The organism is Collinsella tanakaei, assembly GCF_016900375.1.
Taxonomy (GTDB): Bacteria; Actinomycetota; Coriobacteriia; order Coriobacteriales; family Coriobacteriaceae; genus Collinsella.
In genome coordinates this window covers 20,053-44,003 of sequence record NZ_JACJKB010000008.1, presented here as the reverse complement: position 1 = coordinate 44,003, position 23,951 = coordinate 20,053, and the positions used below count along the sequence as shown (strand labels likewise).

The 23,951-nt window shown below is 65.0% G+C and carries 19 protein-coding genes; 4 read left to right on the top strand and 15 right to left on the bottom strand.

Annotation, left to right across the window (positions count from 1 at the left end):
- Nucleotides 1-245: 245 nt before the first annotated feature.
- The 5 genes from H6A16_RS06355 to H6A16_RS06335 form a co-directional block, all read right to left on the bottom strand.
- The gene (locus tag H6A16_RS06355; RefSeq protein WP_204617267.1) at nucleotides 246-2,942 is read right to left on the bottom strand and encodes a valine--tRNA ligase; all 2,697 of its coding nucleotides are present in this window, start codon (nucleotides 2,940-2,942) and stop codon (nucleotides 246-248) included.
- A 176-nt stretch (nucleotides 2,943-3,118) separates the two neighbouring features.
- A complete protein-coding gene (locus tag H6A16_RS06350) occupies nucleotides 3,119-4,255 on the bottom strand; it encodes a glycosyltransferase (protein ID WP_204617265.1) in 1,137 nt (378 codons plus the stop codon).
- Nucleotides 4,256-4,329: 74 nt separating this feature from the next.
- Nucleotides 4,330-5,553 carry a hypothetical protein gene (locus H6A16_RS06345; protein WP_204617263.1) on the bottom strand — a complete coding sequence of 408 codons (1,224 nt, stop codon included), beginning with the start codon at nucleotides 5,551-5,553 and terminating at the stop codon, nucleotides 4,330-4,332.
- Nucleotides 5,554-5,572: 19 nt separating this feature from the next.
- A complete protein-coding gene (locus H6A16_RS06340) occupies nucleotides 5,573-6,724 on the bottom strand; it encodes a sugar-transfer associated ATP-grasp domain-containing protein (protein WP_204617261.1) in 1,152 nt (383 codons plus the stop codon).
- 377 nt (nucleotides 6,725-7,101) lie between these two features.
- The gene (locus H6A16_RS06335) at nucleotides 7,102-8,967 is read right to left on the bottom strand and encodes a L,D-transpeptidase (RefSeq protein WP_204617258.1); all 1,866 of its coding nucleotides are present in this window, start codon (nucleotides 8,965-8,967) and stop codon (nucleotides 7,102-7,104) included.
- Between the two features lie 256 nt (nucleotides 8,968-9,223).
- Between H6A16_RS06335 and H6A16_RS06330 the strand changes: the two genes are divergently transcribed.
- Complete coding sequence (locus tag H6A16_RS06330; protein ID WP_204617256.1) at nucleotides 9,224-9,802, top strand: DJ-1/PfpI family protein; 579 nt, start codon at nucleotides 9,224-9,226, stop codon at nucleotides 9,800-9,802.
- A 138-nt stretch (nucleotides 9,803-9,940) separates the two neighbouring features.
- On the opposite strand, the gene H6A16_RS06325 is transcribed toward H6A16_RS06330, so the two are convergent.
- Entirely contained in the window at nucleotides 9,941-12,049 is a 2,109-nt protein-coding gene (locus H6A16_RS06325; RefSeq protein ID WP_204617254.1) for a DUF6541 family protein, read from the bottom strand.
- A gap of 158 nt (nucleotides 12,050-12,207) precedes the next feature.
- Here H6A16_RS06325 and H6A16_RS06320 point away from each other — a divergent pair, with 158 nt between their 5' ends.
- Nucleotides 12,208-13,254, top strand: a complete 1,047-nt coding sequence (locus tag H6A16_RS06320; RefSeq protein WP_204617252.1) for a C40 family peptidase — start codon at nucleotides 12,208-12,210, stop codon at nucleotides 13,252-13,254.
- A gap of 227 nt (nucleotides 13,255-13,481) precedes the next feature.
- On the opposite strand, the gene H6A16_RS06315 is transcribed toward H6A16_RS06320, so the two are convergent.
- The 4 genes from H6A16_RS06315 to rfbC form a co-directional block, all read right to left on the bottom strand.
- Nucleotides 13,482-14,591: a DegT/DnrJ/EryC1/StrS family aminotransferase gene (locus H6A16_RS06315; RefSeq protein WP_204617250.1), complete on the bottom strand. Its 1,110-nt coding sequence runs from the start codon at nucleotides 14,589-14,591 to the stop codon at nucleotides 13,482-13,484.
- 40 nt (nucleotides 14,592-14,631) lie between these two features.
- The gene (locus tag H6A16_RS06310; RefSeq protein ID WP_204617248.1) at nucleotides 14,632-16,104 is read right to left on the bottom strand and encodes a lipopolysaccharide biosynthesis protein; all 1,473 of its coding nucleotides are present in this window, start codon (nucleotides 16,102-16,104) and stop codon (nucleotides 14,632-14,634) included.
- A 63-nt stretch (nucleotides 16,105-16,167) separates the two neighbouring features.
- Entirely contained in the window at nucleotides 16,168-17,169 is a 1,002-nt protein-coding gene (locus H6A16_RS06305; RefSeq protein WP_204617246.1) for a glycosyltransferase family 2 protein, read from the bottom strand.
- The gene (gene rfbC / locus H6A16_RS06300; RefSeq protein ID WP_204617243.1) at nucleotides 17,166-17,753 is read right to left on the bottom strand and encodes a dTDP-4-dehydrorhamnose 3,5-epimerase; all 588 of its coding nucleotides are present in this window, start codon (nucleotides 17,751-17,753) and stop codon (nucleotides 17,166-17,168) included. The genes H6A16_RS06305 and rfbC overlap by 4 nt, the downstream gene beginning before the upstream one ends.
- A 187-nt stretch (nucleotides 17,754-17,940) precedes the next feature.
- Between rfbC and H6A16_RS06295 the strand changes: the two genes are divergently transcribed.
- Nucleotides 17,941-18,621, top strand: coding sequence for a glycosyltransferase family 2 protein (locus tag H6A16_RS06295; RefSeq protein WP_204617241.1), 681 nt, complete (start codon nucleotides 17,941-17,943; stop codon nucleotides 18,619-18,621).
- A gap of 10 nt (nucleotides 18,622-18,631) precedes the next feature.
- Nucleotides 18,632-18,997, top strand: coding sequence for a DUF2304 domain-containing protein (locus tag H6A16_RS06290; protein WP_204617239.1), 366 nt, complete (start codon nucleotides 18,632-18,634; stop codon nucleotides 18,995-18,997).
- Nucleotides 18,998-19,207: 210 nt separating this feature from the next.
- On the opposite strand, the gene H6A16_RS06285 is transcribed toward H6A16_RS06290, so the two are convergent.
- From H6A16_RS06285 to rfbA, 5 genes are all read right to left on the bottom strand, one after another.
- On the bottom strand, nucleotides 19,208-20,197 hold the full coding sequence (locus H6A16_RS06285; RefSeq protein WP_204617237.1) for a glycosyltransferase: 990 nt from the start codon (nucleotides 20,195-20,197) through the stop codon (nucleotides 19,208-19,210).
- Nucleotides 20,187-20,984, bottom strand: a complete 798-nt coding sequence (locus tag H6A16_RS06280) for a glycosyltransferase family A protein (protein WP_239458245.1) — start codon at nucleotides 20,982-20,984, stop codon at nucleotides 20,187-20,189. Before H6A16_RS06280 ends, H6A16_RS06285 begins: the two co-directional genes overlap by 11 nt.
- A gap of 5 nt (nucleotides 20,985-20,989) precedes the next feature.
- On the bottom strand, nucleotides 20,990-21,895 hold the full coding sequence (gene rfbD / locus H6A16_RS06275) for a dTDP-4-dehydrorhamnose reductase (protein WP_204617233.1): 906 nt from the start codon (nucleotides 21,893-21,895) through the stop codon (nucleotides 20,990-20,992).
- 21 nt (nucleotides 21,896-21,916) lie between these two features.
- A complete protein-coding gene (gene rfbB, locus H6A16_RS06270; protein ID WP_204617231.1) occupies nucleotides 21,917-22,936 on the bottom strand; it encodes a dTDP-glucose 4,6-dehydratase in 1,020 nt (339 codons plus the stop codon).
- Between the two features lie 104 nt (nucleotides 22,937-23,040).
- The gene (rfbA, locus tag H6A16_RS06265; RefSeq protein WP_204617229.1) at nucleotides 23,041-23,943 is read right to left on the bottom strand and encodes a glucose-1-phosphate thymidylyltransferase RfbA; all 903 of its coding nucleotides are present in this window, start codon (nucleotides 23,941-23,943) and stop codon (nucleotides 23,041-23,043) included.
- Between the last annotated feature and the right edge of the window lie 8 nt (nucleotides 23,944-23,951).

Below are 23,951 nucleotides of genomic sequence, written 5' to 3'. Positions count from 1 at the left end.
GCGGCGTTGTCGGGCGGTACGGCGCGTGTGGAGCGAAGAGACTCGAAAATCAAACACAATTTCACCGAAGCGGAAAACCGCTCCATCATCATCATCTTGTGTCCCTGTGCTCGGCATAATGTTTTATGATGCACACTCCTACATTCGGGGGCAGAAAAGAGCGCCGCCCCAGACTAACTGTCTGGAGCGGCGCAAAATCAACCTCAATCGGTCGCATCCGATTTCATCGGAACGAACTCAAACCGTTACGCGAAATCGGTCAACTGAGCCTTCAGCGCGGCGATCTCGGCGGCCAGCTCCTCGGCGCGCTCGCGCTTCTTGGCGACGACCTCGGGCGCGGCCTTGGCGATGAAACCCTCATTGGAAAGCGTCTTGTTGGCGCTCGCGAGCTCCTTCTCGTCCTTGGCGATGGCCTTCTCGATGCGCGCCTTCTCGGCGGCGAAGTCCACAAGGTCGCCCACGACCACATACGCATCGAAGTCGGGACCGGCGAGAGCGATGGCGGCCTCGGGCTTGGCGAAGCCCTCCTCGCCGGCAACCGTGAGCTCGCTCACGTTCGCCAGGCTGCAGATGAAGCCGTTCATGCCGTCGATGGCCTGCGCGGCGACGTCGCTATGGGCGCACACCACGACCGGCAGGGCCTCCTTGGGGCTCAGGCGGTACCGGGCGCGCGTGGAGCGCACGTCGGTCACCACGGCGCGGGTCAGCTCGAAGGCGAGCTCGGCGGGCTCATTTACCCACTTCTCGTAGTCAGCGGGCTCGGGCCACGCGGCAATCATGAGGGCCTCGGCGCGCTCGCCGTCCATATCGAGGCAGCTCGCGGGCATGGCGTCCCAGATGGCCTCGGTCACGAACGGCATGAGCGGGTGCATGAGGCGCAGCGAGGTGTCCAGCACGAAGATGAGGTTGCGCTGCGCCTGTAGGCGGGCGCCCTCGTCCTTGAGGCGGGCCTTCGTGACCTCGACGTACCAGTCGCAGACCTCGTTCCAGAAGAACGACTGGACGCTGCGTGCCACGTCGCCGAAGGTGTAGCCCTCGACGCCCTCGGTCACGGACTTCACGGTCTTGGCCAGGCGGCTGAACATCCAGGCGTCAGCGGCGGTCTCGGCAACCGGCTCGCCCGGCGTATAGCCCTCCATGTTCATCAGCAGGAAGCGGCTGGCGTTCCAGATCTTGGTCACGAACGCGCGCGCCTGCTCGGTGCGCGGGCTACCCAAAAACTCGTGCGTCTTCTTGTCGATATCGGCGTCGAACTTGACGTCCTGGTTGTTGGTGAAAAGCGACAGCAGGTTGAAGCGCATGGCGTCGGCGCCATACTTGTCCATGAGGTCCATGGGGTCGACGCCGTTGCCCTTCGACTTGGACATGCGGCTGCCGTCCTTGGCGAGGATCGTCGGGTAGATGACGACGTCGCGGAACGGCTCCTCGCCCAGGAAGTACTCGGAGCTCATGATCATGCGGGCGACCCACAGCGCGATGATGTCGCGCGCGGTCACGAGCGCCGTCGTGGGGTGATGCCCCTCGAGCGCCGCGGGATTCTGCGGCCAGCCCTGCGTGGCGAAGGTCCACAGCTGCGAGCTGAACCAGGTGTCGAGCACGTTCTCGTCCTGATGCACGTGGTGGCCGCCGCACTTCGGGCACACGTCGATGTCCTCCATCGACGCGTCCTCCCAGCCGCAGTCCTCGCAGTAGAACACGGGGATGCGATGGCCCCACCACAGCTGGCGCGAGATGCACCAGTCCTTCAGGTTCTCCATCCAGGTGAGGTAGCTCTGCTTCCAGCGCTCGGCGTTGAAGCGCACGCGGCCGCTCTCGACGGCCTCGATGGCAGCGCCCTTCAGCTTGTCGACGGCAACGAACCACTGCTCGGACAGCCAGGGCTCGAGCGTGGTGTCGCAGCGGTAGCAGTGCATGACGGAGTGGTCGTGCTCCTCGATGTGATCGAGCAGGCCGTGCTCTTCGAACCACGCGACGACGGCCTCGCGGCACTCGTCACGGGTCATGCCGGAAAACTCGCCGTAGCCCTCGACCACGACGGCGTGCTCGTCGAAGATGTTGATCTGCGGCAGGTCGTGCGCGGCGCCCATGGCGTAGTCGTTGGGGTCATGCGCAGGCGTGACCTTCACGAAGCCGGAGCCGAAGCCCGCGTCCACGTGCCAGTCCTCGAAGATGGGGATCTCGCGGTTCACGATGGGCAGCATCACGGTCTTGCCCACGAAGGCGGCCTTCTCGGGGTCCTTCGGGGAGACGGCAACGCCCGTGTCGCCGAGCATGGTTTCGGGGCGCGTCGTGGCGACGACGATGTACTCCTGGCCGTTGACCGGCTCGGTCAGCGGGTAGCGCAGGTGCCACAGGTGGCCGGACTCCTCCTTGTACTCCGCCTCGTCGTCCGAGATCGCGGTCGTGCAGGAGGGGCACCAGTTGACGATGCGCTTGCCGCGGTAGATCAGGCCGTCGTGGTACCAGTCGCAGAAGACCTTACGGACCGCCTCGGCGTAGTCGGCGTCCATGGTGAAGCGCTCGTTGTCGAAGTCGACCGAGCAGCCCATGCGCTTGATCTGCTCCTTGATGGTGCCGCCGTACTCATGGGTCCAGTCCCAGCAGGCGTCGATGAAGGCGTCGCGGCCCATCTCGAGGCGGTTCTTGCCCTCCTCCTTGAGCTTCTTGTCGACCTTCGTCTGCGTGGCGATGCCGGCGTGGTCGGTGCCGAGGATCCACTGCGTGGAGCGACCGCGCATGCGCGCCTGGCGCACGATGGCGTCCTGGATGGAGTCGTCGAGCGCGTGGCCCATGTGCAGCTTGCCGGTGACGTTCGGCGGCGGGATGGTGACGGTGCAGTCGCCCACACCCGGACGGCGCTGGTAGTAGCCGCCGTCAAGCCACTTCTGGAGGATCTTGGGCTCGTTTTCCGCCGGATCGTATGTCTTGGGCATCTCTTCCATGGAAGTTCCCTTCTATCGCGATACACAAACGTTGAGGATACCACGCATCTTTGATGACAATTAGGACGGGTTCAGCTGTCACAAAAACGGACGGCCGGGGCGCTTCCACCCCGGCCGTCCGCGTTTATGACGGCTGAACCCGTCCTGGTGAAAGTTTGGGACCTGTCCCCGAACTTTCAGTAGCGCTTCTGGGCGACGTCGACCTCGGTGAAGCCGATGCGGCGGATACGGCGGAACACGCGCAGCAGCAGGCCGTACACGCCGTAGAGGTGCAGCATGTGCTTGCCCTCGTCGACGAGGTAGCTCATGCGCTCGCCGGTGAACTTCACCTTGGGGCAGGGCTTGTCCTGCATCGCGAAGTAGAACTTCTTGCGGCCCTTGTTGAGGCTCACCATCGAGACCACGAGGTCGTCGTCCATCATCGCGAAGACCTCGCGGATCTTCTTCTGGACGACCGGGTGCTTGAAACCGTCATCGGTGATGGCGCCGCGGATGTAGTTGAAGCCGCGCATGTAGTGCGCCTCCCACACCCCGCGGTCGGTGACGCCGATGCGCTGCATGATCTTCGTCATGGTCATCCAGCGGTCGAACGGGCGCGCGACGAGGTCCTCCGTCTTGTGGTTCCACGTCGAGCCGAGCAGGTCGCAGCGATAGTTGTAGTACGGCTTGTCGAAGTACACGATGGCGTCGGTCTGGCAAAAGGCCTCGACGAGGAAGGGGTTGTCAGCCCAACCGGAGCCGGGGTACTCGATGAACTTGATGCCCTTCTTTTCCAGGAAGGCGCGGCGGTAGATGGCCGACCAGATGGAAGGGTGCATCTCGATGAGGCGCGGCATGGCGGTCAGCGGCGCGGGCGCCGTCGACGTCGGGTACAGGCCGTCGAGCGTGCAGCGCACGGCGTTCTGCTTCTTGGGGTTATTCCAGTCGACGATATCGGTCCACGGGCACTTGACGATGTCGATCGTCTCCTCGAAGCTCGCGGCGAAGGTCAGCATATCGCCGTACATGCCGGCATCGATCCAGTCATCGGGCTCGATGATCGAGATCCACTCGCCGCGCGCCTCGGACAGGCCGCGGTTGCAGGCCATGCCGTAGCCGCCGTTCTCCTTGTCGATCATGCGGACGCGCGGGTCCTTGGCGGCAAAGCGGCGGATGATCTCGGGCGACGAATCGGTGCTGCCGTCGTTGATGCACAGGACCTCGATGTTGCGGTAGGTCTGCCCGAGCACGCTCTCCAGGCACTGGTCGAGAAACTTCTCGACGTTGTAGATGGGGATGATGACGGACACGAGCGATTGGGCATCTCGATGCATCGAGGGTCCTCCTCAGGGGTCAAAAGCAAGCAGGCGCCCGACGGCTGCCGGGCGCGAATCGTTCATATAGGTCTCTAGGATACCACCGCGCGTATACGCCGGGTGATGCCGTCGAGCATGCCCTCCATATGCGCAACATCGTCAAAGCGCAGGAAGAAGATTCCGAGCGCCTTGCCGGCGCCGTCGAAGCGCTCGACCGGCTGCCCGGGCTCCACGTACATCACCGAGCGGTAGATGCACGGCGCGATGTCGGGATCCGTCTCGACGCCGCGCAGGATACCTTCGCGGTCGGTGTGCAGCACATAGGTGGCAAAGGCGGCATCGGAGCCGTCGAAGGCGACGTCAAGCGAGGAATCGCCCATGGCGTAGCGCACGTTCGCCTCGATGAGGTCCACGCCGGAGATATCCGAAAGCTGGACGGGGATCATGTTGCCGCCGGCGCGCGCCCCGAGCTCGAGGAAGTACGGGGTGTCGTCCTCGCCGACGATGATCTCGACGTTGAACTCGCCGAAGCGCATGCCGAGCGAGGTCACGAGCGCTTGAATCTGCTCGCGGACGGCACGCTCCTGGGCGGCGGACAGCCCCGAGGGGCAGCGCTCGCCGATGGGCACAAGGCCGCCGAGCTCCTCGTCGCGCAAACACGACATGAGGCCCCAGAAGCGGACCTCGCCGTCGACGACGAACACGTCGCCGCCGATGACGCGCGGGAACCCCGCGCGGATGTACTCCTCGAGCAGCAGCACGCCGTTGCGCGAGTACGCGGCCGCAGCCTCAAGGGCGCGGCGCACCTCCTCGGCATCGGGTCCGTCGAGCACGCTCACGCCCTTGGAGCCGCTCGAATCGGTCGGCTTGATGACGACCGGCTGCCTCATGGTCGCCGCCAGCTGCGCGACCTCGCTCGGGTCCGCATCCACCGTGACGGGATGGGCGGCGGGCGCGGGGAACCCGTGCTCGGACAGATAGCGGCGGAACAGGTGCTTCGTGCTCAGGGTCTCCACCGAAGCGAGCGGGTTCGTGGGAAGCCCGAGCTCCTCGGCCACATAGGCCGCCGTCAGCGCGGCGGGGTCGGAGGCGTAGGCGAGCACGCCGGACACGCCCTCGGCCCGCGCGATCTCGAGCATGCGCGCGCGGTCGGTCGTGCTCTCCTGGTAGAAGACGTCCGCCGCGTACTGACCGGGGTTGTCGGGCAGATAGTCGCAGAGCACCGTGTGGTACCCGAGGCGCTTGGCGCACTCGATCGCCACGACCTGCTGGCGCGATCCTCCCAAAAGCAGGATCGAGCGTTGTTCACGTTCCATGTCGGCGAATCACCCGCGCCTAGCGTGCCCAGGCGTTGCGGCGCGCGATGGCCTCGTCGTCCAGAGCGTCGATCTTCGCGAGCTTGTCGGAAAAGAACTCGTTCATGAAGGCGTCGGCGCGATACGGACGGAAGACCTGCAGGTACTTGCAGCCGGAGTGGGAGTTGATCTCCATGAGCTTCACGCCCTTGTCGGTGATGCCCACGTCGTAGCCCAGGTACTCGAGCGGGCCGATGCGCAGCGACATCTCGGCGAGCATCTTCTTGATCTCGGGCCACTCCTCGATGGTGCCCGCGGCCTCCACGCCGCTGTCGGGGTGCAGGTCGGTGTCGATGCGCTTGTAGCCGTAGATGATGTGGCCGCCACCGAAGTGGCCGGTCTCCATGTCGAAGCCCACGTTGTAGGAGCTGATGTCGCGCGACTCGGGACGGTGGTAGTTGGCCTTGGAGTCGTCGCCACCCGTGCCCATGGCGAAGCGCAGGTAGGCCGACGCCGGATAGGGATTCGCGCCATCGCGGTTGACCATGAGGATGCGCAGGGTGTGGATGAGCGGGTCGATGCGGGCCATCTCGGCGCTCGGATGGAAGAACTCGGTGTAGATCAGGTTCTTCTTCTCGGCGACGAAGGTGCGCACGGAGGCCTCGTCGGAAGGCTTGTTGTCGATGAGATAGGAGCCGTCGATGTAGGACAGCTTGTGGAAGCCGCGCGCCCACTCGCCGTTGCACGGCTTGGCGGCGTACTCCCCCTTCTCGCGCAGCAGCGCGAGGAAGCCGTCGACCGTTGGATCCATATTGCTATCCAGCAGCGGCACGAGGCGGTCCTGCGCGCAGTAGTAGTACGACTCGGGCAGGTACTTCTGGAACTCGGTGCCCCAGAACATGTAGGCGAAGGTGAGCTTGTCGTTGATCCAGATGCGCTGCCAGTCGTTCAGCGGCCACACGCGGCAGTAGTCGTAATCGGACAGGTAGTTGTCGATAGTGTCCTCGGTCAGGTTGTAGGCCGTGGCGGACTCGCCGTAGAAGCCGTGCTCGTGCGCCCATGCGAGGTAATCGGCATCGAAGAAACCGTCGCGCTTCTCGCGCTCAAGGTTATTCAGATAGAGCGTGGCCATCTTCTTCGAGAAGCCACGCTTGAGCATCGCATCGAGATTGTTCTCCACTGTAACGGCCATAACAGACCCTCCCACAAAACGGTTACCGACAGGCCCCATTATGACACAGGGTATGACAATTAGGACGGGTCCCACTGTCATGCTTTCCCCTTTGTCCACTTTCAGGACGGAGATGTTTTCGGACACCCGGCGGACGGGGCGGCTGGCCTCTCTGGGGACGTAGCCGGGAGGCGCCACGCCGGCCACCGCGGTGAAGACGTCAGCCGGAGTCCACGGCGTGGCGCCTCCCGGCTACGTCCCCAGAGAGGCCAGCCGCCTCCGTCCCCAGGGGGCCAGCGGGCCCGCGCCGCCGGGTGTCCGAAAACATCTCCGTCCTGAAAGTGGACAAAAAGACCCCGCGGGGAGCGGGGTCTTCGTTGCAGAGGTTGTCGGCGAGCCTAGTAGCGACGCCAGATGTAGACCTTCGTGCCGTTGGCGCAGTTGTCCCACAGCCACTTGGCGTCCACCTCCAGCAGGCGCACGCAGCCGTCGGAGATGTACTTCTCGAGCTGCTGCTCAGCGGGGATGGAGCTCGTGTACACGGTGCCGTGGAAGCCCTGGTCCCAGATGTAGTGGATCCTCCAGCGGACGCCCGAGGTGGTGTCGTTCTCCATGCGGTCGTAGTTGGCGCGCCACAGATCGTCGGGCACCGGGTAGGACGGGACGTTCTCGCCCAGGTACCAGACGCCTTCCTGCGTGCCGCGGCCCATGTTGGCATCGGGACGGCCGAGACCGCACTTGAAGACCTTCAGAACATCCCAGTCGTTGCCGACACGCTGGAAGATGATCGTGCGGAAGTTGTCCTTGTCGACGCAGATGTACTTGTCGGTCTTGCTCGTGCCGTCGTACATGCGCAGCCAGCTGTCGTGGGCGGCGTTGCCGCGGTCGTCCTGGGTCATGCACTCGCCGGTGTAGCGGTTGAAGAAGTGCCAGTTGGTGTTGTTGCCGACCACCTTGTCGCCGGTGTCGACCCAACCGTACTTCATCCAGCCGAGAACGCGGTCGTAGAAGACGACCTTGCCGGAGGCGGGAATGGTCCACCAGCCGTAGGTAACGGCGCCGGTGTAGTCGTTGAGGTAGTACCAGTGATACGTGTTGTCGGTCTTGTTGGAGGTCTTGTACTGCTCGCCGTAGAGCATCTGGCCGGTGATCTCGTCGTAGAAGACCCACTTGCCCTGGCCGCCGTTGGCAGGCGTCACGTAGGCGAAGTGCTTCACCATCTCGCTGGTCGTGGTATCGAAGTAATACCAGTGATCGTTGTAGTAGTTCTCGCCCTTGACCATGACGTAGTTGTTGTCAAAGCGGACCCACTTGCCGTTGGCGTTGCGGTAGTCGGCATCGTTCAGGAAGCGATCCATGTCGACGGAGCTGTCCTTCGGGATGAAGGCGTCCTTGCCGTGGGCGATGGTGCCGTCGGCATCGGCCCAGTACCAGTTGTTGGTCACGGGATCGTAGAACGAGTGGCTCGCGACGATCTCGCCGCCCTCGTACCAATAGCGCTTGCCGGTCGTCGGGTCGTTGAAGAACACGCAGTCGGGGTTGGTCGCCACGCCGTCCTTGTAGTAGGTGCGGTTGCCGTTCTTGTCGACGCTCCAGACGAGCTTGCCGTTCTCATAGTAGTTCGCGTTGCCGGCGGAGTCGGAGCCCCAGCCGGTGCCGCTCTCGGGCTTGCCATCGGGAATATCGGGGGTGTCGGGGTCCTCCTCGTCGTCGCCCTCGCCCTCGCCGGGCTTCTCCTCCTCGGACTGATCGCCCTCGCCGGGCTTGGTCTCCTCGTCGGGGTCGGTCGTGGGGTCGGACTCCTCCTCACCCGTACCGGGCTTGGTCTCCTCCTCGGACTCCTCGCCCTCGTCGGGATCGGTCGCGGTCGTGATGTCGCCATCGGTCGCAGCGTCGCCGGTCTGATCCTCGACGTCGGTCGCAGGCTGCTTGGTGTCGTCGACATCCTCGGTGGTCTCGGTCGTGATGACGGAGCCCTCGAGGGCAGCGCCGCCGGTCACGACATCGGTCGTGTCAGTGGCGGGCACGGTCGCGACGTCGTCGACGACGGTCTCCTCGACCGTGGCGGTCTCGATCGCCTCGACCTGCTCGGTCTCGGAGATGACTGCAGGCTCGAGAAGGGTCACAGCGGGGGTCTCGGCGGGAACGGTCGGCTCGGTAGCGTACGCGGCGGTCGCGCCGAAGGCGAGACCAACGGACATTGTGGAGGCGAGCGCAAGCTTGACGGCATTGCGGCGCCACCAGGATGTGGAGCAATCTGCCATAGCTCAAAACCTTTCTGCAGATACGAAACGTCCGGATTGAATCCGGACGCGAACGTACCACATTCTAACACAGCCGTTTTTATTGGAACCCGCCATCGGGAGTCCACACACCTCTCATGCCAAACGCCGTTCGCCGCCGTTCGCCTATGCAGGGCAACCGCAAGCGAGGTGTGACGCATACCACCTGGCGCATGAGGGGTATGGTTGAACGTAGGCACATCAGCGGCACTCGTGCGCCCACAGAAAGGAGTCGCAAATGACCAAGAAGGTTCTTATGCTCTGCGGTGATTTCACCGAGGATTACGAGACCATGGTGCCCTTCCAGGCGCTGTCCATGCTCGGCTACCAGGTCGACGCCGTCTGCCCCGACAAGAAGGCCGGCGACACGGTTGCCACCGCCGTCCACGACTTCCTCGGCGAGCAGACTTACACCGAGCTGCGCGGCCACAACTTCGCCCTCACCGCCGATTTCGACGCCGTCGACACGGCCGATTACGTGGGCCTATTCATCACCGGCGGTCGTGCACCCGAGTACATCCGCCTGAATGAGCGCGTCCTCGAAATCACCCGCGAGTTCTTCGCCGACGGCAAGCCCGTCGCCGCCATCTGCCACGGCCCGCAGGTGCTCGCCGCCGCCGGCGTCCTCGAGGGCTACAAGGCCACGGCCTATCCCGCCGTCGGCCCCGACATCACCCTTGCGGGCGGCACCTATGTGCCCGTCGATGTCGATCAGGCCGTCGTCGACCGCAACCTCGTGACCGCTCCCGCCTGGCCGGGCGACACCGCGATCTGCCGCGAGTTCGCCAAGCTCATGGGCGCCACCTTCGAGGTGTAGGCGCAGGCGACTGAATCCATCTTGCAAAAGCGGGCCCCGCATCGAGCGCTCGATGCGGGGCCCGCTTTGTGAACGTTGCCGCTCGCGCGGCATTTTGGTACCGGACGGCCGCCCCTGAAGCGGATGACCGCTGTCCGATCAGGCAGCATCCTCCGGCGCCACGTCGACGCCCTCCACCCGGTACAAGCGCATGTCGCCCTCTGAGAGCACGACGGTAAAGCCCGGCGTGCCGTCCTCGATGCGGTTGATGCCGCACCAGCCTTCCTTGCCGTAGCCGCTCAGGTAGAACGAGCCGTCCTCGTTCATGTCGGCCGGTCCCCTGCCCTGATCGAGCTGCAGCACGTAGGCCGCGTCGAGCTCCTCGAAGGCCTCCTGGACCGAGGGGCTTCCCGCAACGGCCAGGCCGCGCAGCCGCACGGTCGTCGACGCCTCGTCGTCCATCGGGTTGTACTGCTTGAACAGAAGGTTCAAATCGTCGATCGCATAGCCGAACACGCTGCCGTCATAGGGCTGGTTCACGATCATCGCCTCGGTGCCCACCTCGTCGACGACGCGATCAAGAAAATCGCGCTCCTCCTGCTCGAGCGGACCGGTCTCGCCGTTCTCGCCGATGCCGTACATGTCGCGCATCTCGTACATCACGGCGTCGTAGGCGTACGACCTACGTTCATCGGGCAGAAACGACACCGGGTTGCTGTTCAGGACATACATGAAGGTGAGCACGGCGCAGATGAGCACGCCGGCAACGACGCCGGCGGGACGCGTGATGCGACCCGCGGCATCGTGCGAGATCTTGCGGAACACGAAGAAGATCGCCGAGACCACGTAGTCGAGGGCAACCGCGAGCGGAACGATCGCGAACACGCTCGCCGCAGCTGCCATGCGATGGTAGTCGTTGTACCAAAAACCGGTGAACACCTCGCGCAGGCGCCCGCCCACGCTGATGGAGATGACGAACAGCAGGGCGGTCAGGCCATAGCCGAAGACGATCCAGCGGCGCCGGCGCTCGAGCAGCAGGAAGAGGCTGCCGAACACGACGAGCCAGCCCGCCATGTACTGGGGGCGCTGAATGACATACGAGAAGTGAAGGGCCCATCTGCAGGCGTCCTCCACGTTGAGCGGCGTGTCGCGCGGATAGGTGACGATAGCGTCGAAGAACGGCACGTGGAGCAGGCCGACCCAGATGGCGGCAATGGCAGCCCCGACCGCGAGCGCCGCCGCGATTGCCACGAGCACGCCAGCCCTCCCCCGCCACGCCGCGCGCGCATACGTGCCGGCGGCGTACAGGCAAAACGGGATCAGGAACACGCCCGCCGAGAACACGCCGTTGGGCTGCGCGATAGCCAGCGACACGCCGCCTACCACGAACAGCACGGCGGCGCGGATACGGGCCGCGCGCTCGGTCTCGCGCTGCACCATGACGACGAATAGGCCGACGACGGCCGGCATGAGCGAGAACGACAGCACGTTGGGATAGAGCGGTCCGAACAGCATGATGCGCCAGGGGAAGTACGCGATGGCCGTGCACGCGAGCGCACCGAGGACCACGCGCTTCGGCCGGTCGGGGAACAGGGCGGCGAGCAGGGCCACCATGCTCAGCGGGTAGGCGACGCCCTCGATGGTAACGAGCGAGGCGTTGACCGCCAGGGGCACCGACGCCGCGGTCGAGGTGCCGATGAGGGCGACGAGGCAGTGCCAGGCGGAAGGATAGAAGCCGCCCGCAAGCGAGCTGAAGACCCCGGTGTCCATGAAGGTGCGCACGCGGCTCAGGTGGAAGGCGTTGTCGTAGTTCTGCGAGAAGGCCTCGGGATCGCCCAGACTCGGCAAAAACACCGTGCAGCAGGTGACGATTCCGACAGCCACCGCGACGATGGCGGCCAGCGTCAACCAGGAGATGTCGCGCCCGGCAACCGTGAAGGCGCGCTTTGCGACGGGGATGGCGCGCCCGGGCACCGCACGCGCATGGGCGCCCGCCGGCGCATCTTCGCGGCGGGCGCCGCGGACGCGAAGGCAGACCAGCGCGACCACGGCAAGCAGCGCGGTTGGGGCGGCGAAGAGCGTGAGCGGGCCGCTCGGGATACCCACGAGGGCATATGCCGTTCCAAGCACGCCATACAGCGCGATCGAGACGGCGGGGGCAAGCATCGTCGCGACGACGGGGCGCGTGCCGATGGCGCGCACGGCGAGCCAGCCCGGAAGCATGAGGATGACGATGGCGGCAAGGCAGGAGATAGCGAGGTGGAGCATAAGCCCTTCCCGAATAGATGAAACAGATGGTACGCCCGATTATAACCTGCACAGAAATCGTGAGGACGCGGAGGTTCCCCGCCGTGAAGGGGGTCATCAAGGTCACAGACGGGTATCATGGACGATTAGGAATGAAGCCCGAACCATTTGGAGGCTGCATGAAGAACAACCGCAACGCCAAGCTGACCTTCGCCCCGCTTCTCGCGGGCGCCGGAATCGCGTGCGCCCTCATGGCCGCGCCCGCCCCTGCCTTGGCTGTTGACTGCGGCGCGGAAAACGTGATCGCCGATAGCGAGGTTGCGAACCACCCCGGCTACAACGGCTGGACGCGCGCCGACGACGGCGAGATGTACTGGTACGACTACGGTGTCCAGGCGAAGTACAAGGAGGTCTACGACCCCGAGACCAACGCCTGGTACTGGTTCGACATTGATGGCACCCTGGCCTTCGATAAGGACGTGCTCATCCCCAACCAGCTCAAGTGGGTCCGCTACGACAAGAACGGCCACATGGTCTACGGCGAGGACGTCCGCGTCTCTCCCATCGACAACAAGGAGCACCGCTGGTACTTCGACACCATCACCGGCGAGATGCTGAAGGGCTTCCAGGTCGTCCCCGATGGCGAAGGCGGCACCAAGACCGTCTACTACGACATGACCTTCGGCTGGATGCTCCTCGGCAAGCACATCGTCAACGGCGTCGAGATCGAGTTCGACAAGGTTACCGGCGAAATCGTTGTCGATCTTCCCGCCGACGTGACCGCCGAAGAGGCCCGTATCATCTCCATCGCCGAGAGCAAGCTCGGCTGCCCCTATAAGCACGCCGGCCTCGGCCCCAACGAGTTCAGCTGCGACGGCTTCACCTACTGGGTGTACAACGAGGCGGGCTACCAGCTCTGGGAGTCCATGGCCGACAGCTCCTTCAACGCCCAGTCCAAGTGGCTGCGCGAGCGCGGTCTGCTCAAGTACAGCAAGGACGAGCTCGAGCCGGGCGATATCGTGTTCTTCGGCTACGGCACCAACCCCAGCTGGGATAACCTGCGCCACGCCGCCATCTACCTCGGTGTGAACGAGGAGACCGGTGTCCGCGAGATCATCCACTCCTCCGGCCACTGGGTCGATGGCGTCAAGGTCGGCGTCTGCATCAGCCCGCTCGACGGCGACCAAGGCTTCCTCGGCGGCGGCTCCCCCATCCACGCGAACTAACCGCCACCGCAACGCAACGCAAAAGCGCCCCGGCAGCACCGGGGCGCTTTTTGGTATCCGCGGGCCTTGGCCTCTCTGGGGACGTAGCCGGAAGGCGCCAGGGCGTGAAAAGGGGACAGGGGTTATTTCACATGGGACAGGCGCAATCGCCGTCCCATGTGAAATAACCCCTGTCCCCTTTTCACGCCCTGGCGCCTTCCGGCTACGTCCCCAGAGAGGCCAAGCTGTTAGCGGGCGCAGGAACGGACGATGGCGCAGATGCGGTCAACCTGCTCCATCGTCAGGTCGGCGAACATCGGCAACGTGAGCACGTGGGTCGACACATGGGCCGCGATGGGCGTCTCGTACGAATCGAAGCGACCGCGGTAGCAGTCGAACTGCGTCGTGAGCGGATAGAAGTACTTGCGCGCGAAGATATCCTGGGCGCGCAGGGCGGCGTACACGTCGTCGCGGGTGGCGCCGAACTCGTCCTCGAACACCACGGGCAGATAGCAGTAATTGGACTCGATGCCCTCCGCCGGACGGTGCACCACGATGCCGGGCACGTCCTCGAGGTTGTCCCAGTAGCGCTCGGCCACGAGCTTGCGCTTGGCGATCTCGTCGGGCAGATGGCGCAGGTTGCACACGCCCATCGCCGCGCAGAACTCGTTCATCTTCGCGTTGCCGCCGGCGTACTCGACCTCCTCGAGTCCCGAGATGCCGAAGTTCTTCCAGTGGTCGAGCTTCTCCTTGAGGTCGTGGTCGCGGTAGCACACCGCGCCGCCCTCGATGGTGTTGAAAACCTTGGTGGCGTGGAACGAGAACATCGACGCATCGCCGAACATCGCCGAGCTGACGCCGTTCTTGCGCACGCCGAAGGCATGCGCCGCGTCGTAGATCACCTTGAGGCCATGGCGCGCGGCGATGTCCTGGATCGCCTCGACGTCGCACAGGTTGCCGTACACATGCACCGGCAGGATGGCCGTCGTCTCGCCGTCGATCAGCTCCTCGATCTTGGCGGGGTCGAGCGTGTAGTTATCGGGCCTGATGTCGGCGAACACCGGCGTGAGGCCCTTGCGCACGATGGCGTGCGTGGTCGAGGCGAAGGTGAAGGGCGTCGTGATGACCTTGCCGTGCAGGTCCATGGCCTCGAGCACGCACTCGAGGGCGTTGTGGCCGTTCACGAACAGCGTGATGTTGTCGACGTCGAGATAGCTCAGAAGGTCGCGCTCGAGCTGCTGATGCTTCTCGCCCATGTTCGTCAGGAAGTGCGAATCCCACAGCGGGGCGATCTCGTTCACATACTCCTCGAGTGTCGGCATCGAGGAACGGGTTACCAGAATTCTCTCGTCAGGCATAACGTCTCCTGTCGTTGCGGGTTGGCCCCTATCATACGCCTCAGCGCGCATCGGCGCCCGAACGGCCGCCGCGCATGCCTTTGAGCGTGTTGAGCAGATACGTCAGCTCCTCCACCCGAAGGAGCTTGGCGAGCACCAGGTACAGCACCATCATGGCGACGCACATGAGCGCGATCGTCGGGATCTCATGCAGCCCCAGCCACGAGATGGGGTACACGGCGAGGCCGCAGACGATCGACAGCGCGAACGCGGGCGCGATGTCGCGCAGCTGCTCGCTATAGGCATAGCCGAGCACGCGCTTGCTCGGCGAGGCGTTCACGAAGGTGCAGATGACTCCGCTCACGGCATAGCCGAACACGATGGCGGTGAGGTCGTGCAGCACGAAAGCGGCAAAGCAGAGGATGACCAGGCCGATGATCTTCTTGACTACCTCGAGCTTCAAAAACAGATCGCTGCGGCCGACGCCGTTGAACGCCTGGAGGTTCGTGCTGTGGATGGGAAGCAGCCCGTACACGAAGCAGTAGACCTGCAGGTAGGGCACGCAGGCGACCCATTTCTCGCCCAGCAGCAGCGTCACGAGCGGCTCGGCGGCCACCGCGAAGAGCGTCATGGCGGGCATGATGAAAAACGTGCTCGTCTTGAGCGCGCGGCGCACGAGGCGGCGAACCCGGGCGCGGTCGTCCTGCACATGGGCCACGGCCGACAGCATGACGGGCTGCACCGCGCCGTCGAGCACGGTGCCGAGGGCCTGCGGGTACTTCTTGCCCTGCGAGACGTACCCCAGCTGCGTGCTGTTGAAGAGCTTGCCGATGATCAGGTCGGACAGGCTCTGGTACATCTGGTCGAGCAGGCCCGAGGCCAGAAGCTTCCAACCGAAGCGAAACAGGCGGACCGCACGCGCGCGCTCGAACACCAGATGCGGTTTCCAGGGAACCTGAGCCGCCAGGACGATGCACTTGCACAGCTGGTAGAGCAGCTGCTGGACCACGAGCGCCCAGATGCCGCCGCCGGCGAGCGCCACGCCGATGCCGATGCTGCCCGACACCACGGCGGCCGTCACCGTGGAGCGAAATGTCTTGAAGAACTCGAGCTGGCGGGCGACGATCGCCTCCTGGATGGAGTTGTAGGAGTTCACGATCAGCACGAGCACGAGCACGCGCAGGGGCGCCACGATCGCGGGCATGGCGTAGAACGCCGCCACGACCGGTGCCAGGAAGAACACGAACGCATACAGCACGAGCGAGACGACGAAGCACATCCAGAAGACGGTCGAGTAGTCGCGCTCGGTGATGTCGGGCGCCTGGATGACCGCCGTGTTCAGGCCCGACTGCACGACCACGTTGCCGATGTTCACGAACACCAGCATGATGGCGAGCATGCCGAACTCGTCCGGCGCGAGGATGCGCGCCATGACGATCTGGACGATGAGCGTGATGGCCGCCGCACCGCCCTGCTCGAACAGCTTCCAGAACAGCGAGCCGATCGTTCTTTCCTTCAAGCTACCCGTAGGCAAAATCAACAACCTTTCCGAGCGTCAGCCGCGCGGGCGATGGCACCCTGCGGCTCCCGCCGTGCGCTAGAGCTTGCAGTACACCTTGAGCGCGAGCTTGTGGAGCGGGCGCGCATAGGTGTACAGGTGCAGGTCGACCTTCGCGAGGAAGCCCTCCGCCTTCAGGCGCTCGGGCCAGCGGCGGCGCAGGGTGCGCAGGTCGCGGATGTCGCGGTAGTAGGCGTAGTGGATGCAGTCGATACCGCGCTCGATGGCGTCGTGATAGGCTCCGTTCGTCTCGTTATCGGCAAGCTGGAGCAGCTCGACGCGGTTGTCGTGCTTCTTCTTGGCCACGCCCGAGGTGTCACCGCCCAGCAGCATGGAGCGGTTGACGGAGTTCTTGGAGAGCACGCGGTAGGCGCTCATCACGCGGTCGAGGTAGTAGATGCCGCCGCCGATGAGGCCGAAGTGCACGAGCATCTTGTGGTCGCCATCGGCGCGCAGGGTAAAAAACGACGACTCGTGGTAGGCGCGCATGGCCTCGGCGCGCACGAACAGGCTGTTCGTCGCATAGCACTGCGAGCGCGACGTGATGTCGGCAAGGGAGATCATGCAGTCGCCCTGGGCATAGCGCACGGTCGAGATGCGGTGCTTCGTGGCCGCCTGCACGTTGTCGTTGGCGTGCACGCAGGCGGCGATCTCCGGGCGCTCCTGCATCACCTTGAGCTGACGGGAGAGCTTGGTGGGATCGGTCCAGTAATCGTCGCCCTCGCACATGGCGATGAAGCGGCCGCGCGCGAGCGGCACGAGGAACTGCCCCATGGGGCTGAAGCCGAGGGAGTACTGGTTCTCCTCATGGGTGACGATGCGGAACACGTCCGGACGGCGACGCTGGTAGTCCAGCAGCACGTCGGTTGTGCCGTCGGTCGAGCAGTCGTCGTTCACCAGGATCTCGACCGGCACGTCGATGTCCTGGGCAAGGAAGCTGTCGAGGGCGTCGGCGATGTAGTCGATCTGGTTGAAGGTGATGCACAGGATGCTGACGACCGGCTCGGCGGAGAGCAGCTCGGTGTTCTCGACGATCTTCATCGCTCCACCCCGTTGGCCTCGCACCAGACGGCGAAGGTCGGATGGCGGCGGTCCTTGTCGGAGAGCACGGGGGTGATGCCCTCGGGGATCGGCCAGTCGATGCCGATCTCGGGGTCGTCCCACATGAGGCCGCCCTCGTCGTTGGGATGGTACTCGTCGTCGCACTTGTAGGCGAAGGTCGCGGTGTCGCTCAGCACGAAGAACCCGTGCGCGAAGCCGTGCGGGATGTACAGCTGGCGATGGTTCTCGCCCGTGAGAAGGGCGCCCTCCCAGGCACCAAGCGTGGGGCTGCCCGGACGCAGGTCGACGCAGACGTCGAATACCTCGCCCGAGATGACGCGCACGAGCTTTGCCTGGGGATGGTTGATCTGGAAGTGGAGGCCACGCAGGACGCCCTTCGTGCTCATGGACTGGTTGTCCTGCACGAACGTCGTGTCGATGCCGCCCGCGACGAAATCGGAGCGCTTGTACGTCTCCATGAACGAGCCGCGCTGGTCGCCATAGGACGTGCAGTCCACCAGGACGACCCCCTCGATGCTCGTCGGGATGAACGTGAAATTACCTGACTTCACAGACTCTGCCATAGGGTCCCTCCACCTCGAATGTACCTATGACAGTATACGCGCCGGCCGCGCCAGCGCCCGTACCCTCCAAAAGATATGCACGGTGTGGTGCGCGCCTTCGCACCTGCGGCAGTGTCGTACGCATGTGGTACCATTTTGGCCGTGACCAGCTCACGACGGTAAGCCCACAAAAGAAAGCACCCTCACGATGAAGATCCTGGCGGTCATCCCAGCCTACAACGAGCAAGAATGCATCGTCGACACGGTCGATTGGCTTCGCCGCGAATGTCCCGATATCGATTACCTCGTCGTCAACGACGGCTCGAAGGACGCGACGGCCGACCTGTGCCGTGCGCACGGCTTCAGCTACGTGTCGCTGCCCATCAACACGCGCCTCACCTCGGCGTTCCGCTGCGGCATGAAGTACGCCTACCGCAACGGCTACGACGCGGTGGTCCAGTTCGATGCCGACGGGCAGCACCTGCCCTCATACATCCCCAAGCTCGCCGCGGCGATGCAGGAGCACGACGCCGACATCGTGATCGCCTCGCGCTTCCTCGACGGCACGAAGCCCACCGGCGCGCGCGGCGTGGGCCAGCGACTCATCACGGCGCTCATCAAACTCACGACCGGCACCACGATCACCGACCCCACGAGCGGCATGCGCCTGTTCAACAGAAACATGATCGAGCACTTCACCAAGGATTTCGACATCGCGCCCGAGCCCGACACCGTGGCGCTCATGGCCCGCAAGCACAAGACGATCGTCGAGATCCCCGCCAAGATGCAGGAGCGCCAGGGCGGCACGAGCTACTTAGACCTGCCGCATATCGTGAGCTACATGGGCCGCACGTGCCTGTCCATCCTTCTGTTCCAGTGGCTAAGGTAGGTGCCCGCACATGTCTATCGCATTGAGAATCCTGCTCGTCGCCGGCGCGGTCCTGGCGTTCGCCTTCGTGGCGCAGCGCATCCGCAAGTCGACCGTCCTCATGGGCGACGCCATCTTCTGGGTTGCGCTCTCCGGCCTGCTCATCGTGCTCGCGGTCTTCCCCGAAATCACGTTCTTCTTCTCCGACCTCTTCGGCTTCGTGAGCCCGTCGAACTTCATCTTCCTGTTCATCATCGTGCTGCTCATGGCCAAGATGTTCGCGAACTCCTCGGAGATCTCGCTGCTCAAGCACCGTGTGAACGAGCTCGCTCAGGAAAATGCCCTGCTCGAGCGCTCGCTGCGCGACCGCATGGGCGAACTCGAGCAGAAGAAGTAGCGCCTGCGCGCAGATTGACCGGCGCTCAGCCCGTGAAGGCTACCCGCTGGAAAACCGGGGCCCGCGTGGAGGACGATTCCCACGCGGGCCCCGGCATGTATGGGCATTTAGCACCAGATGTCCGTTTTCCGCCCTTTGGGAAGGCCGATTCCGGGCATCCGGTACCAGACGGACATCGCCGGCGGCCCGGCTAGGCCCGGCTAACACGCCTTACCGGCAGTAGGCCCTCTGTGCGAGCGCGAACAGGCGCGGATGGCGCGCGAACAGCCAGACGGCAACCCGGTTGGCCAGCGCATCGCTTGCGGGCTGCGACGGCTTCGCGTACGGATCGCGCCGCCATCCCGGCAGGTTCGCATCGAGCCAGGCGATGTAATGCGAGCGCTGCCTCGCAGCCTCGGCGGCGCCGTCGCCGCGGCAGGTGTACATCAGATACCACGCCACGAACCGGATGAGATAGTGCCGCACCATATCGGACACCGACAGGCCGTGCCGCTTGAGCTCGGCAATGAGCGCGTCGAGCGTCTTCTCGAAAGCAAGGCCGCTCGAGGTGCGGTGCGCCGTGGACGACACGCTCTCGGTGTTGTAGAACCAGTTGTACGCCACGCGATCGAGCACGACCGTGCGACGCGACAGCTCGACGGCGGGCAGCGTGAACACGAGGTCCTCGCCGATATTCGTATCGAAGAAGGCCAGGCCATGCTCGCGCACGAACGCGGTGCGGAAGATCTTCGCCCACGCCGCGACGATGGCATAGGGCGCCCAATCCGATGACGGATCGGGGATGATCCCGTCCACGATGGCACCCTTCTCGTCGGGACGCTGGAAGCCGGCGCACACGAGGTCCGCATCGGCATCGAGCGCGGCGTCGACGAGCATCGTCACGCATCCCGGCTCGAAATAGTCGTCGTTATCGGAGAACATGAGGTACTCACCAGCAGCGAGCTCGATCGCGCGGTTGCGCGCGGCGGCCACTCCCCCGTTCGCGCGGTGCTCGACCCGAACGCGCCCGGGATACTTGGCGGCATAGGCGTCGAGCAGCGCCGGCGAGCCGTCACGCGAGCCGTCGTCCACCGCCACGATCTCGATGTTCGGATAGTCCTGCGAAAGCACGCTGTCGAGGCAGCGCGCCAGGTAGCGCTCCGCGTTGTAGACGGGGATGAGCACCGACACGAGCGGCGCGGCGGCGCGATCAGAGGTCATTGCTCTCAGTCCCCTTCGCATAGAAGCGCTCGATGAGGCCGGCTACGGGACGGGGCCAGAAGCGCTCGAGCATGGCCAGGTCCTCGGCATCGCGCTGATGCGACGCGATGAGCTCGGAGGTCGCCGAGTCCTCGTGGATCCGGTGGTGCATGCGCACGGCGGGGTCGTACAGGAAGGCGCCCGAAAGACGCGACAGCGACTCCCAGGTCGCCCAATCGAGATTCGACTTCATGCCCACCACGAACGGCGGCATGGGGCAGCGCTCGACGTTGAAGGTGACGGCCGGGCAGCAGATGGCCGAGCCGAAACGCAGCGCGGCGCGCTTGCGCCACCGGGCAGCCGCGGCGCGGGGCGCGCAGCGCAGGGGACGCAGCAGCGTGCGCTTCACGCGCAACAGGCGGTTGTCGTCCACGCGCTCGCCGGCACGCAGCTCGCCGTAGTCGCTGAAATAGATCAGCGCATCGGGCGTGGCATCCAGCGCAGCCACCGCAGCCTCGGCGTAGGTGGGCTCATAGGTGTCGTCCTGATGCGCAATGGTCACATAGCGGGCGTGGGCATGGCGATAGGCGAAGTTCCAGTCCTGCCCGATGCCCGAGGCTCCCGTGTTCACGTAGACGGGCAGGGCGAACGACTTGGCGATGTCGTAGAGCCAGTCGCTCGGGGTCGAGGTCGCGATGAACACCTCGCTGTCGCCATAGGTCTGCGCCGCCAGCGAGGCGAGGCATTCGGGCAGATAAGGGCTCTTCCCGTACGCGCAGACCGCGAACGCGTGCTTGACGTCGGCCATCGCCATCATGCCCCGAGATGCTCGAGGTTGGCCATATAGGTGTCGAGCGCGGCCTCCCACGGGCGCATCTCGTCGCCCACGGTGCGAGCCAGATGGGCGTTCGCCAGCGCGGAGAACGCCGGACGGCGCGCCGCATCGGGATGCGCGGCGGCGTACTCGTCGGAGGTGCACGACGTCACGATCGCCGGGTCGTAGCCAGCGCGCTCCACGATGGCGCGGGCGAAGTCGGCCCAGGAGCAGATGCCGTTGTTCGTGCAGTGGTAGATGCCGTAGTCGTCGGTGAGCGCGATCTTGAGCAGCTCGTAGGCGAGGTCGTTTGCCGACGTGGGGTTGCCCAGCTGGTCGGCCACGACCGTGAGCGCACCCAGGCTGTCTGCCAGGCGCAGCATCGTCTTGACGAAGTTCTTGCCCACATAGCCGTACAGCCAGGCGGTGCGGACCACGAACGACTTCTCCCAGGTCTCGAGCACGGCACGCTCGCCGGCGAGCTTCGTGCGGCCGTAGGCGCTCACCGGGTCGGTTTGATCCTCCTCGGTGCGCTCCCCCGCCTCGGTGCCCGGGAACACGTAGTCGGTGGACACGTGCACGAGCTTGGCGCCCTGCGCGGCGCAGGCGCGCGCGAGGTTGCGCGGTCCCTCGGCGTTGACGGCATAGGCGAGCTCCTCGTTCGCCTCGCAGCCGTCGACGTTCGTGTAGGCGGCGCCATTGATCACCACGTCGAAGGCGTGCTCGGCAAAAAACGCGTCGACCGCGGCGGCGTCGGTGATGTCGAGGTCGTCGACATCCGCCGCGAGCACCTTTGCGCCCTCATAGGCCGAAGGGATGGGGCCGATCTCGGCCATGCCGCACGACAGCAGGCGCTTGAGCTCGCAGCCCAGCTGGCCGTTGCATCCCGTGATGAAGATTCGCATGCTCAGATGACCTCCCTGATCCTACTGACCCTGCGCGGCGTACTTCCGCTCAGTTGCCTCCTTGGCGGGGCGCCACCATGCCTCGTGGTCGCGATACCACTGGATGGTCTGCGCCAAGCCGGCGTCGAAGTCGGTATGCGCGGGCTGCCAGCCGAGCTCGCGGCGGAGCTTCGTCGAGTCGATCGCATAGCGGCGGTCGTGGCCGGGACGGTCGCGGACCCAATCGAAATCGTCCTCCGCGCGGCCCATGGCGCGCAGGATCGCGCGCAGCACGTCGATATTGCCCTTCTCGCCATCGGCGCCGATCAGGTAGGTCTCGCCGATCCTGCCCTTCGTGAGGATCGTCCACACCGCGGAGCTGTGGTCCTCGGTGTGGATCCAGTCGCGGACGTTCCTGCCGTCGCCGTAAAGCTTCGGGCGCACCCCGTCGATGATATTGGTGATCTGGCGCGGGATGAACTTCTCCACGTGCTGGTAGGGACCGTAGTTGTTCGAGCAGTTCGAGATCGTCGCAGCGAGTCCGTAGGTGCGCACCCAGGCGCGCACGAGCATATCGGAGCTCGCCTTGGTGGAGCTGTAGGGCGAGCTAGGATGGTACGGCGTCTCCTCCGTGAAGCGCGCGGGGTCGTCGAGCGCGAGGTCGCCGTAGACCTCGTCGGTGCTCACGTGGTGGTAGCGCACGCCGTGCTTGCGGCAGGCCTCGATGAGGGTGAAGGTGCCCATGACGTTCGTGCGCACGAAGGGCTCGGGATCGGCGATGGAGTTGTCGTTGTGCGACTCCGCCGCGTAGTGCACGACGGCATCGGTCTCGGACACCAGCCGGTCTACGAGCTCGGCGTCGCAGATATCGCCCACCACGAGCTCGACGCGCTCGGGATCCAGGCCCGCGATGTTCTCCGGGTTGCCCGCGTAGGTGAGCTTGTCGAGCACCGTCACGTGGACGTCAGGATGCTCGCGGACGACATGGTGCACGAAGTTGCTGCCGATGAATCCGCAGCCTCCGGTGACGATGATGCGCTCGGGCTGGAACTCTTCCGCCATCTCAGCGCTCCCCCTTCCCGCCCGACGCGCGGGCGCTAACCTTTCGCCGCAGCCGGTTGGGCCGGGCGCTTTTTGTCCTTTGACGATCAACCTGCCGTCTTTGGCTACCAATCGCGCCTCGGGGCCACGTAGGCGCCCTCAGCGACCTTCCTCAGGTGCTGGCCGTAGACGCTCTTGCCGTAGCGCTCGGCGCAGGCAAGCAGGGTCTCGCGGTCGATCCAGCCGTTCTCGTAGGCGATCTCCTCGAGCACCGACACGGGCTGGTCCTGGGCGCGCTCCACGGCTCGGACGAACTCGCCCGCCTCGTAGAGGCTCTCCATCGTGCCGGTGTCGAGCCACGCGTAGCCCCGGCCGAGCGTGACCACGTCGAGCGTGCCGTCATCCAGATACATCCGGTTGAGGTCGGTGATCTCGAGCTCGCCGCGGGCCGACGGACGCACGCGCTCCGCGAAGTCGCAGACGCGCTCGTCGTAGAAGTACAGGCCCGTGACGGCATAGGAGCTCTTCGGATGCTCCGGCTTCTCCTCGATGGACAGGGCGCGGCCCTCCGCATCGAACTCGACGACGCCGAAGCGCTCGGGATCGTCCACATGGTAGCCGAACACGGTCGCGCCGCCCCGCTCCTCAGCGCGCGCCACGGCGCGACGCAGATGGCGGGAAAGGCCGTTGCCGAAGAAGATGTTGTCGCCCAGCACGAGCGCGCAGGGCTCGCCTGCGATCCACTCGCGGCCGATGAGGAAGGCCTGCGCAAGACCGTCCGGCGAGGGCTGCTCGGCGTAGGAGAGGCTCACGCCGAAGTCGGAGCCGTCCTTCAGGAGGCGCTCGAAATTGGGCAGGTCCGTCGGCGTCGAGATGATCAGGATGTCGCGGATACCCGCCATCATGAGGACCGAGAGCGGGTAGTAGATCATCGGCTTGTCGTAGACCGGCAGCAGCTGCTTGCTCGTCACGAGCGTGAGCGGATAGAGCCGGGTGCCTGAGCCGCCCGCAAGGATGATGCCCTTCATTCGGGTCT